12 protein-coding genes are annotated in these 12,726 nt (G+C 37.4%); 4 read left to right on the top strand and 8 right to left on the bottom strand.

Annotated elements, in window-relative coordinates; genetic code table 11:
* Window positions 1-4 precede the first annotated feature (4 nt).
* The 4 genes from rsmB (at window position 5) to HL41_RS09170 (ending at window position 6,240) form a co-directional block, all read left to right on the top strand.
* Window positions 5-1,384 carry a 16S rRNA (cytosine(967)-C(5))-methyltransferase RsmB gene (gene rsmB, locus HL41_RS07675; protein ID WP_038060549.1) on the top strand — a complete coding sequence of 460 codons (1,380 nt, stop codon included), beginning with the start codon at window positions 5-7 and terminating at the stop codon, window positions 1,382-1,384.
* Window positions 1,385-1,415: 31 nt separating this feature from the next.
* Window positions 1,416-1,937 carry a ferritin gene (locus HL41_RS07670; RefSeq protein WP_028841728.1) on the top strand — a complete coding sequence of 174 codons (522 nt, stop codon included), beginning with the start codon at window positions 1,416-1,418 and terminating at the stop codon, window positions 1,935-1,937.
* 23 nt (window positions 1,938-1,960) lie between these two features.
* On the top strand, window positions 1,961-5,383 hold the full coding sequence (gene dnaE / locus HL41_RS07665) for a DNA polymerase III subunit alpha (RefSeq protein WP_038060548.1): 3,423 nt from the start codon (window positions 1,961-1,963) through the stop codon (window positions 5,381-5,383).
* Window positions 5,384-5,514: 131 nt separating this feature from the next.
* Window positions 5,515-6,240: a CBS domain-containing protein gene (locus HL41_RS09170; protein WP_022854823.1), complete on the top strand. Its 726-nt coding sequence runs from the start codon at window positions 5,515-5,517 to the stop codon at window positions 6,238-6,240.
* Here the strand turns inward: HL41_RS09170 and HL41_RS07655 are convergent.
* The 8 genes from HL41_RS07655 to dapF all read right to left on the bottom strand — a co-directional run bounded on the left by HL41_RS07655 (window position 6,223) and on the right by dapF (window position 12,684).
* A complete protein-coding gene (locus HL41_RS07655; RefSeq protein ID WP_022854822.1) occupies window positions 6,223-7,047 on the bottom strand; it encodes an EAL domain-containing protein in 825 nt (274 codons plus the stop codon). The two genes, HL41_RS09170 and HL41_RS07655, sit on opposite strands and share 18 nt — an antisense overlap.
* Window positions 7,019-8,059 (bottom strand): GGDEF domain-containing protein, encoded by a 1,041-nt coding sequence (locus tag HL41_RS07650; RefSeq protein ID WP_162472243.1) that lies wholly within the window; start codon window positions 8,057-8,059, stop codon window positions 7,019-7,021. The genes HL41_RS07655 and HL41_RS07650 overlap by 29 nt, the downstream gene beginning before the upstream one ends.
* A 20-nt stretch (window positions 8,060-8,079) precedes the next feature.
* The gene (locus tag HL41_RS07645) at window positions 8,080-8,646 is read right to left on the bottom strand and encodes a hypothetical protein (RefSeq protein ID WP_038060546.1); all 567 of its coding nucleotides are present in this window, start codon (window positions 8,644-8,646) and stop codon (window positions 8,080-8,082) included.
* Between the two features lie 116 nt (window positions 8,647-8,762).
* Entirely contained in the window at window positions 8,763-9,188 is a 426-nt protein-coding gene (locus HL41_RS07640) for an arsenate reductase ArsC (protein WP_022854819.1), read from the bottom strand.
* 66 nt (window positions 9,189-9,254) lie between these two features.
* Window positions 9,255-9,929, bottom strand: coding sequence for a Crp/Fnr family transcriptional regulator (locus tag HL41_RS07635; RefSeq protein ID WP_051754590.1), 675 nt, complete (start codon window positions 9,927-9,929; stop codon window positions 9,255-9,257).
* A 25-nt stretch (window positions 9,930-9,954) separates the two neighbouring features.
* Window positions 9,955-10,587, bottom strand: a complete 633-nt coding sequence (locus HL41_RS07630) for a flavodoxin family protein (protein ID WP_022854817.1) — start codon at window positions 10,585-10,587, stop codon at window positions 9,955-9,957.
* Between the two features lie 339 nt (window positions 10,588-10,926).
* Complete coding sequence (gene dapA / locus HL41_RS07625; protein ID WP_022854816.1) at window positions 10,927-11,808, bottom strand: 4-hydroxy-tetrahydrodipicolinate synthase; 882 nt, start codon at window positions 11,806-11,808, stop codon at window positions 10,927-10,929.
* Window positions 11,809-11,826: 18 nt separating this feature from the next.
* Complete coding sequence (gene dapF, locus HL41_RS07620; RefSeq protein ID WP_051754589.1) at window positions 11,827-12,684, bottom strand: diaminopimelate epimerase; 858 nt, start codon at window positions 12,682-12,684, stop codon at window positions 11,827-11,829.
* Window positions 12,685-12,726: the final 42 nt, after the last annotated feature.

Genomic DNA, 12,726 nt, shown 5'->3' with positions numbered 1-12,726 from the left:
CACCATGCCAAGACTATCGAAAACCAACCCAAGAGCAGTAGCTTTAAAAATTCTTATTCGCTGGGAAAAAGGGAAACCTCTTTTAGATGAGGTCCTCTCACAGGTTCTTACTAAAAGTGTGTTGCCAGATGAAAGGGACAGAGCTTTGGTGAGTGAACTGGTAAATGGAGTGGTTAGACATCTCTATTATCTTGATTTTATCCTTGCAAGGTTTTCTGAACATCCTTTAGAAAAAATGGACCCAGAGGTCAGAAATATACTTCGTTTAGGTGCTTATCAACTTCTTTACACCCGGATCCCAGAAAGAGTAGCTATAGCAGAAAGTCTTAAAATCCTTTCTGCAAGAAGGAGAGGGGCCTGGATAAGAGGGCTGGTAAATGCAGTATTACATAAAGTGCTTGAGAATAAAGATAACTTACCAGAACCCCCTGATTTTAATGAGGTATATTATCTTTCAGTAAAATATTCCTTTCCTGAATGGTTGGTAAAAAGGTGGCTTCAAAGGTTTGGGAGAGAAGAAACTGAGGCTTTGCTGCGTGCAAGCAACGAAAGGTCCCCTTTAGTAATAAGGGTTAATACTTTAAGAGTTTCTCGAGACAGTCTTTTGGTGTATTTGCAAAAAGACGAAGTGCCTACAGCTAAACCTTGTCCTTATTCACCTTCAGGGATCGTATTAGAAGGTTTTAGAGGAAAGATCTCTGAACTTAAACCTTATCATTTCGGCTGGATAAGTGTGCAGGATTCAGCTAGCCAGCTGGTAGGGTTTTTGTTAAATCCCAAACCAGGGGCTAAGGTTCTTGATGCCTGTGCAGGGGTGGGAGGTAAAACCACTCATATGGCGGAGCTTATGCAGGATAAAGGTACCATCTGGGCTTTTGACCTCTATGAATGGAGGTTGGAAAAACTAAAAGAGAATTTTCAAAGATTAGGTTTAAAACTTCCTAAGGTATTTGTGGGGGATGTGGTAGAAAAGCTTAAAGAGTTGCAACCTCCTTTTTTTGATTATATTTTAATAGATGCTCCTTGCACTGGAACGGGAGTGATAAGAAAACATCCAGACGTTAAATGGGCTCGTACTGAGGAAGATTTTTTAAGGGTACCCGAAAGGCAATTAAGACTTCTTGAAGGGTTAGCCCCTTTTCTTAAAAAAGGTGGTATAATGGTATATGCAACCTGTAGTTTAGAGCCTGAAGAAAACGAACAGATAATAGAAAGGTTTTTACAGTCCCATCCAGAGTTTATGCTGGAAGATCCTGCTAAAGTGCTTAGCAAAACCTGTCCAGAAAAAGTAAAAGAACTCTGTGTAGAAAATAAATACTTAAGAACCTTTCCCCATAAACACGGATTAGATGGATTTTTTGCCGTAAGGTTAAGAAAGGTTTAAAATATATAAAGCTAAAAAGGAGGAAATTCCTATGAAAAAAGAAATCGAGGCAGCCTTAAACGAACAGATTAAGTGGGAAATTTATTCAGGGTACTTATATCTTTCTATGGCAGCCTATTTTGACGATTTAGGGTTAGATGGGTTTTCTAAATGGATGAAGGCTCAGACAGCAGAAGAGTTTATGCATGCGATGAAATTTTACAAGTTTGTCGTAGAAAGGGATGGTAAAGTGATTTTACAAGAAATTCCAGCACCGCCTAACAAGTGGGATTCCCCTGAAGCTGTTTTTGAGTTTGCCTATAATCACGAAAAAGAAGTAACCAAAAGAATAAACCAACTGGTAAGTTTAGCTAAAAAACTGGAAGATTACGCAACCGATAATTTCCTTCAGTGGTTTGTAAACGAACAAGTAGAAGAAGAAGCCTCTTTTAAAACTATCCTCTCTAAACTAAAACTTATAAAAAACGACCCTCAAGCCCTTTTTTATTTAGATAAAGAGCTTGGCCAGAGACCTTTAGACTTAAATCAGCTTTTTTTAACCCCTACTGAATAGTTTATTTTTTTGAACGTAGCCTTATGGGGGAGTTTGTTCACCTTCATCTTCATACTGAATGGAGTCTCCTTGACGGTGCTATCCGTATTAAAGACTTAGTAAATAGGCTCTTAGACTATCAGCTTCCTGGCTGCGCTATCACCGACCATGGCACTTTATATGGAATCATTCATTTTTACAAGGCTTTAAAAGAAGCAGGTTTAAAGCCTATTATCGGATGCGAGTTCTACGTAGCAGAAAATTCAAGATTTGATAAAAAGGTTGCTAAGCGCGGAGAGGCAGGACATCATCTGGTTCTTTTAGCCAAAGATGAGGTAGGATATAAAAATTTAATCAAACTTGCCTCTAAAGCCTATTTAGAAGGTTTTTACTATAGGCCCAGGATAGATAAAGAACTTTTGGTTAAACATCACGAAGGGCTAATAGCCCTTTCTGCCTGTTTAGAAGGGGAGATCCCTAAGCTTATCCTTTTTAACCAGATTGACAAAGCTATAGAGGTAGCTAAGTGGTATAAAGACTTGTTTAAGGAGGATTTTTATCTTGAAGTCCAGCGAAATGGTCTTTCAGAACAGGAAGTCTGTAACCAAAAAATCTTAGAGATAGCAGAAAAACTCAAAATAAAATGTGTAGCTACTGCAGATTGTCATTATTTAGACAAAGAAGACGCTTTGGCTCATGAGGTGTTGCTCTGTATTCAAACAGGACACAAGCTTTCTGACCCAGACCGGTTCAAGTTTAACACTGATATGCTCTATTTAGCAAGTGCGGAAGATATGGCCAAAAGGTTTCAAGACCTGCCTTCGGAGGTGCTTACCAATAGCTTGGAGGTTTTTGAAAAGGTAAATTTAGAACTTAAAACAGGAGAAGTCCTTTTCCCCAAGGCTAAAGTTCCTGAAGGAGAAACTGCCGAGAGTTATTTTAGCAAAAAGGCTAGAGAGGGTCTTGAAAAAAGACTATCTGAGTTAGAAGAAACAGGACAACTTGCTGCCGAAAAGGAGGTTTATCGTCAAAGATTGGAAGAGGAGTTAGAGGTTATCATCGAAAAAGGTTATGCCAGTTATTTTCTTATCGTTTGTGATTTTATAGAATGGGCACGGTCAAAAGGGATACCTGTTGGGCCAGGAAGAGGGTCTGCTGCTGGAGCCCTCACCTCTTATGCCTTAGGAATTACCAACCTTGATCCTATCAGATGGGGCCTTCTTTTTGAAAGGTTTTTAAACAAAGAACGTCCTAGTCTTCCTGATATAGACGTTGACTTTTGCAAAGAAAGAAGAGACGAAGTGATAGAATATGTAGCTCAGACTTATGGGAGAGAGTATATCGCTAAAATTGCTACCTTTGGTCAGTTAAAAGCAAGACAAGTAGTGAGAGACGTAGGACGAGTCCTTGGTTTTAAACCTAAGGAGATAGACCCTATCGCTAAAATGATAAGTCCAGGGATTGATGTGTCTTTAGAAAAAGAACTTGAAAGGCCAGAGTTTCAAGAACTTATGCAAAAAAATGAAGAGATAAAGAAACTCTTTACCCTGGCTAAAAAACTTGAAGGCCTTCCAAGACATGCAAGTCAGCATGCAGCAGGAGTTATTATTTCAGGTAAACCCATCATAGAGACAGCTCCTTTGATGAAGGTCGAGGAAAATGAAATAGTTGTTCAGTTTGATATGAAGGCCTGCGAAGCTGTTGGCCTTATTAAGTTTGATTTCTTAGGGCTTAAAACCCTTACCATCATAGATAAAACCCTTAAACTTATCAAAAAATATGAGGGGATAGACTTAGATTTAAATCGGATCCCTCTTGATGACCCCAAAACGTTTGAACTGTTAAGGGCAGGCGAAACTGACGGAGTCTTTCAATTAGAATCTCAAGGAATGAAAGACCTTTTAAGAAGGCTTAAACCCTCCGACTTTAACGACCTTATCGCAGTTTTAGCTCTTTATCGTCCTGGTCCCTTAGAGGGTGGGCTGGTAGACCAGTATATCGAAACCAAACATGGAAGAAGGAAGCCAGAATATCTACATCCACTTTTAGAGCCTATTTTAAAAGAAACCTACGGGGTAATCGTTTATCAAGAACAGGTTATGCAAATAGCCCAGGTGATGGCTGGATATACTCTGGGGGAAGCTGACCTTCTTAGGCGTGCTATTGGAAAAAAAGAAAAAGAGTTGATGGAAAGCCTAAAAGAAGAGTTTGTTAAAAGGTCTGTAGATAGAGGAATTCCTGAAGACATCGCTCAAAAGGTATTTGATCTTATAGAAAAATTTGCTGACTACGGATTTAACAAAAGCCATTCGGCAGCTTATGCTTTAGTGGCTTATCAGACAGCTTATCTAAAAGCCCACTACCCTGTTTACTTTATGGCTTCTATCCTTACTTACGAGGTTGATAAAAGAGAAGAGGTAAGTAAATATATCTCTGTAGCCAATGAAATGGGGATACCTATTCTTCCTCCAGATATAAATTTAAGTGATGTAGGCTTCACTGTAGAACAAGGAGCTATTAGAGTAGGGCTTCAAGCAGTAAAAAACGTAGGGGAAGAGGCAGTAAACGAGATTATTAACAAACGTCCTTATAGTTCTTTTTGGGATTTTTGCAATAAAGTAGACACCAAAAAAGTAAACCGCAAAACTATAGAAGCTTTGATAAAAGCTGGTGCTTTTGATAGCTTAGACCAAAACAGAGCTAAGCTAATGCATAATCTTCCTTCGATCCTCTCTGTTACCACCCAAACCAAATTTTCTTCTCTTTTTGGGCAAGCCACCCTTTTAAATCCGTCTACTTCTTATACCTTAGAAGAAGTACCTGAGTGGGATTTAGAAACAAAGCTTGCTTTTGAAAAAGAAAGCCTTGGTTTTTATCTTTCAGACCATCCAGTAAAACGACTCCGGCGTTTTATAGAAGTGTTTACCCCTTACAACTTAGAAAATCTTTCTCAAGTAGAAGACGGCGCGCAGGTAGTGTTACTGGGGTTGATTTCAGAGATAAAGCTTAAGCAGACAAAAAACGGGGATAAGATGGCTATTCTTACGATAGAAGACGAGTTTTCTTCGGAAAGAGCTCTGGTTTTTCCGAATCTTTACAAACAAAACTTTTCTGTAATGTCCGAAGGATCTATTCTCTGGTTTAGAGTTGCCGTAGACAGAGATGAGGATTCCTTAACCCTTTTAGTAGAAGACCTTGCTCCTTTTAATGATTTTAGATTTTTTAAGGAAGGAGTGGTTAATGTTTGTGTACCTCACACCTTAGCAAACAGACAATTTTTAGAATTTTTGAAGACCTTTGTTACTAAAGAAGAAACGAATACTTTCCCTTTCCGCCTTCAGATCACCTATCCTGATGCCATCGTAAACTTTGAGATAAACGGAGACAAGCTTTTACTTTCTCAGGAAAATATCTCCTTACTTTTTGATAACTTTCCTCAGATAAAACTGGTCTTTACAGAATCATAAATAAAATAAAAACTCACCAAAAATATTTTTTCATAAAAAAGTTACAAAAACCTCTTGATTCAGTCGGTTAGATTCCTATAATAAAAGTATATAGCAAAGATTTTTAAAAATTTAACACAAAGGGGGTTAGAATGCTTGTTAAAGATTGGATGACAGAAAATGTAGTAACCTTAGAAGAAGATGAAACCTTAGAAAAAGCTTTTAAGATTTTAGAAGATTTTAAAACCTTTAGGAAGATCCCTATTACTAAGAATGGTAAACTTACCGGTATCATAACCCTTACCGACATAAAAGGATTACTTCCTTATAAAGCTAAAGACATCATCAAAGATCCCAGGTTTGATGAATTTTTTCAGGAGTTAAAAAATATTCCAATAAAACAAGTTATGACCAAAGATCCTATATATACCTATCCAGATGAAACCATAGAAAAGGCCTCTGTCATCATGCTTGAAAATAAAGTTTCAGGCCTACCTGTGGTAGATAGAAATCTCAGGGTAGTTGGGATTATAACTGAGACTGATATCTTCAGGTTTTATACTTTGGTTTCAGGGGTATATTTTGCCCCTTATCTTATGGGAGCTCTTATCGGTTGTGTGGATGACATTAAAAGCATAAGAGATGTGCTTAATAACAAGATAGGGGCTAAAATTTCAAGTATCATAATGTGGGATGCTCTGTTTTTGTTAAGCCACGATACAAACCTTAAGGATGTAATGGTAAGGTTTCAGGTGAGTAAGATATTATCAGATGTAGAGAACATGGTAAAAGAAGCTTTTAGTGAGTATGAAACCATCAAGGTACTTTTTGTCCGAAAGGATACGATAGAAGATGTTCCTTCAAGGAGATGGAAATAGAGGGTTAATTAATCCTAATGGTTGCGGATTAGCCCCTATCCTTTCTAATTCTCTAAGTCTCTTTTCTGCTAAGAAGAGAGCCTCTTTAGGGTTAGGATTGGGATGGGCAAAAAGATATCCCTGGGCTAAGGGAATTTTTTGAGCTTTTAAGAAAAGAGCTTCCTCCCAGGTTTCTACTCCTTCTGCAACGACAAAAAAGCCTATTTTTTGACTTAAGATATACATTACCTCTAAAAGTTTTTGTTTCTTTTTGAAGTTATTTAGGTCTTGAATAAAGGGTTTGGCTAATTTTACATAATGTATATCAAGAAGTACTAACCTCTCTAAATTTGAATGCCTAACCCCAAAGTCATCAAGAGCTATTAAAAATCCATAACTTAAGTACTTTTCTACAAAAGATACCAGTTTTTCAGTATGTGCAATTTTAGCCTCGCTTATTTCCACTACGATACTTTCAGGGCTTATCCCATAGTATTTAGCCTTTTTCTTAATCCAGTTAGTTCCTGCAAGTCCAAGGTCGATCGTTTCGCTGTTAACGTTGAGAAAGAGTAAAAAGTCCCGTTCTAACCCAAATTCTTTGAATTTTTTCATAGCCAGTGCTTTACAGGTACGATCAAATTCTATCAGAACTCCCTGTTTTTTAGCTAATTCAAAAAGCACGTTAGGAGGGATGATTAGGTTTTTTTCTTGATTAATACCTCTTACTAAAGCTTCAAACCCTAACACCTTCCCTGTGTCAAGATTTACTACAGGTTGAAGGTAAATATCAAGATGACTTTCAAGAAGAAAAAAGTTCGTTTCGTTCATAAAAGCTAACCTCCGTAGTCTTGTCTTTTCTTCTATCCTTAAAGATTACAGAATTTTTTGCCTCTCTTGCCATACTCTTAGCTTTAGCTTTGACCTCTGAGGCTATAGAAGCTAAATGGGCATAAGAGGTTATTTTCCTGTTAGTGCTACTTACTATGGCAAAGGTTAGAGAAAGGAGAGGGAAGTTTTTTTCTTTACCCTCTCTGTCTTTAGAAAGATAATATCCAGTTAAAAAGTCTTTTCCATGAAAATCTGGCAAAAGTTTTTCAAATTCTTCTTTAATCTTTTCTGCTATTTCTAAGGAAGTCTCTGGTGGGCATATTACTATAAAATCATCCCCTCCGATGTGGCCAACAAAAGTGTTTTTCTTTCCATTTACTGTTTCTTTTATTATTTCACCAAGAGATATGATGACCTCATCACCCTTAGCGAATCCATATTTATCGTTAAAAGGTTTGAAATGGTTTATGTCTATGTAGATTACGTCAAAATCTTCCATTTTTGATATTCTTTCTTCTATTACATTTTTGATAGCCCAGTTTCCAGGAAGGCCTGTAAGAGGATTAGCATCTTTGGCAAGCATCAGTGATTTTTGAGCTAAGGCCTCTATCAAAAGAGACACCGATACCACCCCTAAATACCTTCCTTTTTCTACTACGATTATGTCATCATAAGTATGAGGATAGGTTCTATTTTGTAGTTGCATCGCAGCTTCTTCTATGGTATTAGAAGCCTCAAGGGTTAAACCTGGGGGTTCCATCACATCTCTTACCTTTTTATTCCCATTTAGATGGATTCCGTATCCATACTTTCCTAAAATGATATGCTCTAAAAACCTCCTCCTCTGAAGTTGTCCTACCACGAATTCATCGTAGTTTATGACTGGAAGGAGATTAAAGTTTTCATCTTTCATAAAAAGTAAAAAGGCTTCTCTGACAAACACTTCAAAATGAATCGCGGGAACCTTAATCACAAGGTCTCTAAGTCTACGGTCTAAATTAAAAAAATACATATTCATAGTTATAGATATGTTTAGGCAACCAAGTAGGCCTTTTGAGGATTATAAAAAGAGTTTAAATATCCTGAATCTAAGTTTCTCTTAGCAAGATATTCCTTGGGACCACTTATTAAATAAAAACTTAAATCTCCTATGGGAGGTATTCTATAACTAAAGGAAAGATTTAACATTCCAGAAAAACTTTGAGATAAATTAGAAGACCTGAAAAATTCTTGAGTTTTAATACAAAATTTTAGGTTCTTTTGATTTAATCTATCTAATACCTTTTGGGTTAATTCCTGAATGAGTTCTTGAAAAGACTTTAAACAGAATGGGTCTAAGTTTTTAAGTAGGTTAAAGTCTATCATAAAATGGGGATATACCTTTTTGGCATACTGGATTACTAGTTTTTTTTCAGCAGTTATCACCATAATTAGCCCTAAGAGATCGTTTTCATACCACCCTTTGTAAGAAAAATCTTTTAGGTTCGCTACTTTTTGATAGTTAAAAAATTCTGTCAAAACAGGAGATTTATCAAAAACTTTTAGTCCCCAATCTTTTATACAACTTCTAATTAGGCTTATAAAAAACTCCTGGTTCATAAGTCACCTCCTTGTGATGTTTTGGGTTATTTTGTTAATAAGAAAGATAAAAGAGAAAGGTTAAAACTATGTTAAAAGGTTTTTAAATTTTTATAAAAATTAGGGATAGATGAAGTTTATGGGTTTTTAAGGGAAAGGATAAGTTTTTTAACTTTTTCTTTTATTTCATCTCTGACCTTGCGAAAAATTTTTAATCTTTCTTCTTCAGTTCCTTCAGCTTTAGCAGGGTCAGGAAGTCCCCAGTGTTCTCTTTTCTGGGCAGGAACATAAGGGCAGGTTTCTTTAGCGTCTCCACAAAGGGTTATAACTATATTGATCTGATCAAACGGGATTTCCTGAAAAGATTTGGGCCTTTGAGAAGATAGATCTATCCCTTCTTCAGCCATAACCTTTATGGCTAAGGGGTTTATACTTGAAGCAGGGTTTGAACCAGCTGAGTATACTTCTATATTCAGCTTATAAAGATTTGCAAAATGTTTAGCATAACCTTCAGCCATCTGACTTCTTGCAGAGTTTCCTGTACAGATAAAGGCTATTTTCATCAAGATGTCCCCTCCTTTTTTGTATAAGGTAAAGCTGTTGCATGTTTAAACTTAAACTAGGTTTAGTTAGGTTAAAACTCTATCATTAACCCAGATTTGCTTGCCATCAACCTTAATAAATCCATCTTCCTCAAGTTTCTTTAAAAGCCTTGAAAAAGTTTCTGGGGTAATACCTAAAAGCAAAGCTAATTGAGATTTAGGGATTTCAAGTTTTATAAGTCTTTCTGGAGAAGCCTTGGCAGCGTGATAAAGAAACTTTAGGAGTCTCTCTTTAGCATCTTTTAAAGTTATATTCTCAAGGCTATGGAGCAAGTCTTTTATTTTGAAGGCAAAGGCAGATAAAAGAGTAAGGCATAAATCTGGTGATCTTCCGATCAAGCTTTTAAAAAGGTTCTTTTCAAAAAATATTACTTCGGTTTCTGTAAGAGCCTGTGCCCAGGCAGGATATTCTCCCACCCCAGCCAATACTATTTCTCCGAAAATTTCCCCAGATCCAAAGATATGTACTACCATTTCCTTGCCTTCTGGAGAAAGTTTGTAAATTTTTATCCAGCCGTCTTTTACCAGATAAAATCCGGTAGCTCTGTCTCCTTCAGCAAAGATATGTTCTTTTTTGGAAAATTTTTTGACCATAGCGATTTCACTAAGTTTAGAGAGGTCATCTTCAGACAGCCGATTAAAATAGAAGGTACTTTTTAAGAAAGATTTTAAATCTTCGTTTTGAGAAACCTTGTGTTCCACGTGGAACACCTCTTTTTAAGAAAAATTATCTTATAAAATTGGTAAATATTTTGGGCTCTATTTCTGGACTTAAGCTTTTCGCCCTTTTCCCTTGGGTAGTCTTTAGTAACCAGGCTAAATTTTTAGCTAAAATCCTTACTATTTGTTTTCCTTCCTCGTCTTGTAAAACCTCTCCAGGACTGAGCCCAAATACTCCGTTCCAGTAGTTAGAGGTAGCCACAACCATTTCTGCATAAGTTAGGTAATGTAAAAGTTGGTCGTAGGTGGCAACACCACCTGCCCTTCTACATACTGCGATAGCAGCCCCAACCTTGTGCCTAAAAAGATTCCCGTTTACCGCAGAAACTAAAAAAGCTCGATCTAAAAAACATTTCATCGTCCCTGCTATCCCAGAAAAATAAACAGGAGATGCCAAAACTATCCCGTCAGCCTTTTTCATCATCTGAATCCAATCGTTTACCTCATCCTCTATAGCACACCTTTCGTTCTGTTTTTTCCTGCAGGTATAACAGGCAAGACATCCTCTGATGGCTTTATCTCCAACCTGAATGATCTCGGTTTTTATCCCTTGAGAAGTTAGCTCGTCTGCCAAGAGTTCAAGCACTTTTTGGGTGTTTCCCTGCTTCCTTGGACTTCCGTTAAAGGCAATTACTTTCATTTGCCCCTCCTGCCGCACTAAAAGAGTTGTTTTTTATTATATTACCATCTACTTTGTCTTTTGAAAAGCTTAAAGCCTATTAACAAATAATTTGGTGAGACTTTGTAATTTCTTCACATGTATGGAGAAAACATGCCAAAATTAGAAATTGAGTCTTGGAATTTTTCAGTTTTTTCCCTTTACCTTAGAAGCTTTTTATGCCTTTGCTGAGTGATTTTAATTTTTGCCATAAAACCTTTAGATGGATATGAATCCATATAGTTATTTTGAGCCTGAACTTCAAAAAAAAACAGTCAGGGCCAAATGTTCCACGTGGAACATTTGGCCCTGATAGGGGGGTTAGATAAGTTTATATTTTTCTTGTAACAGTTTCTTTAATTGTTCTGCTGAACTTTCTGTTAACCCAGCAAGAGGTAGTCTTACCTCAGGGGTTTCAATCTTTCCCATGAGCCAAAGGGCATGTTTAGCAGGTGCAGGGTTGGTTTCTATGAACATAGCCTTGTATAACGGATAAAGGTAAAGGTTTAGTTCGTTGGCCTTGGCAATATCCCCGCTTAGGGCATAACGCATAAGGGCTGCCATTTCCTTAGGGGTTACGTTGGCAACCACAGAAATTACCCCTTTTCCTCCTAAAAATACCGTAGCCAGGGCAGTAAAGTCATCCCCTGAAAGCACTATAAAATCTTTTGGACATCTCATCAAAAGTTCGGTAACCTGCTTTATATCCCCACAGGCTTCTTTGATGGCGATGATGTTTTCTATTTCTGCCAATTTGGCGGTGGTATCAGGGAGCATGTTTACCGAGGTTCTGCCAGGCACATTATATAAGATGATAGGTATTTTGGTTTGTTTAGCGATGTAGCTATAGTGAGCGTAAAGGCCATTTTGGGTTGGTTTGTTGTAATAAGGAGTAACGATAAGGGCTGCATCAAACCCCATCTCTTCGGCAAGTTTTGTATATTCAAGAACTCTTGCTGTGTTGTTTGTTCCTGTACCAACGATAAGAGGTACCTTACCTTTGGCCTCTTCAAGGGCTATTTCCATAACCCTTTTTCTCTCTTCTTTTTCCAAGGTTGCGGCTTCTCCGGTTGTTCCAAGGACAAGAATTCCGTCTGTGCCTTGTTGAAGGTGCCAGCGAATTAATCCTCTCAAAGAAGTTTCATCTACCTTTCCATCTTTAAAAGGGGTAACTAAGGCTACTATAGAGCCCTGCAGGTTCATTTTTAATGCCCTCCTTATTTATTTTAAAGCGTCTTCGAAAATTGTCCCTTTAAACACCAAAAGGGTATCTCCTTCTAAGTAGATTTTATTCTCATTTTCTTCAATGTAAATGGTTAAAAGCTCTCCACCTCTGGTAAGAACGTTTACCGGAGAGTTTACCAGACCAAGTTTATAGGCTATATATGCTGAAGCTGCAGAACCGGTCCCACAAGCAAGTGTTTCTCCTTCGACCCCTCTTTCATAAGTCCTTATTTGGATAATTTTCTGACCGTCTTTTTCTACGATGTTTATAAAGTTAACGTTGGTTCCTGCTGGACTAAAGGCTTCGTGGTATCTTATTTTAGGCCCTATCTTGGTTACCGGTGCGTTTTCTATGTCCTCCCAGAAGATAACTGTATGAGGAACACCGGTGTTTACAAAGTGGGCTAAAAACCAATCATAGTCTGTACGTAAAACCAGGTTGAGCTTTAAATCTTTAGGAGAAGTAAGGGCAACCTTTACCCGTTTCCCTTTAACCTCAGCATAGATTAGTCCTGCTTTGGTTTCAAAATAAAAAGGGCTTTCGAAAAGTCCAAGTTCTGTAACAAGCCTTGCTACACATCTTGCACCGTTTCCGCACATTTCGGCTTCGCTTCCGTCAGAGTTAAAAAACCTCCAGGCAAACTTAGCTTGTGGATTTGATGATTTTTCAAGCAAGATAAGACCATCTGCTGATACAGAAAATTTGGGACGACAGAGTTTTTTGGCAAGTTCTCTCCCTTCTTCTGGAGAGATCTCACCACTAAAGTTTAAAATAACGATAAAGTCGTTTCCTGAAGCACAAAGTTTGTAAAAACTTATTCCCTCTTTTTCAGACTCAAGTCTTTCGATACTCATAAAAAACCTCGTATGTTTAATTATACGATAATACTACTATTA

This window comes from Thermodesulfobacterium commune DSM 2178 (assembly GCF_000734015.1).
GTDB classification, from domain to species: domain Bacteria; phylum Desulfobacterota; class Thermodesulfobacteria; order Thermodesulfobacteriales; family Thermodesulfobacteriaceae; genus Thermodesulfobacterium; species Thermodesulfobacterium commune.
Note: the sequence above shows the minus strand (reverse complement) of the source record. Positions and strands in the feature narration are given on the sequence as shown.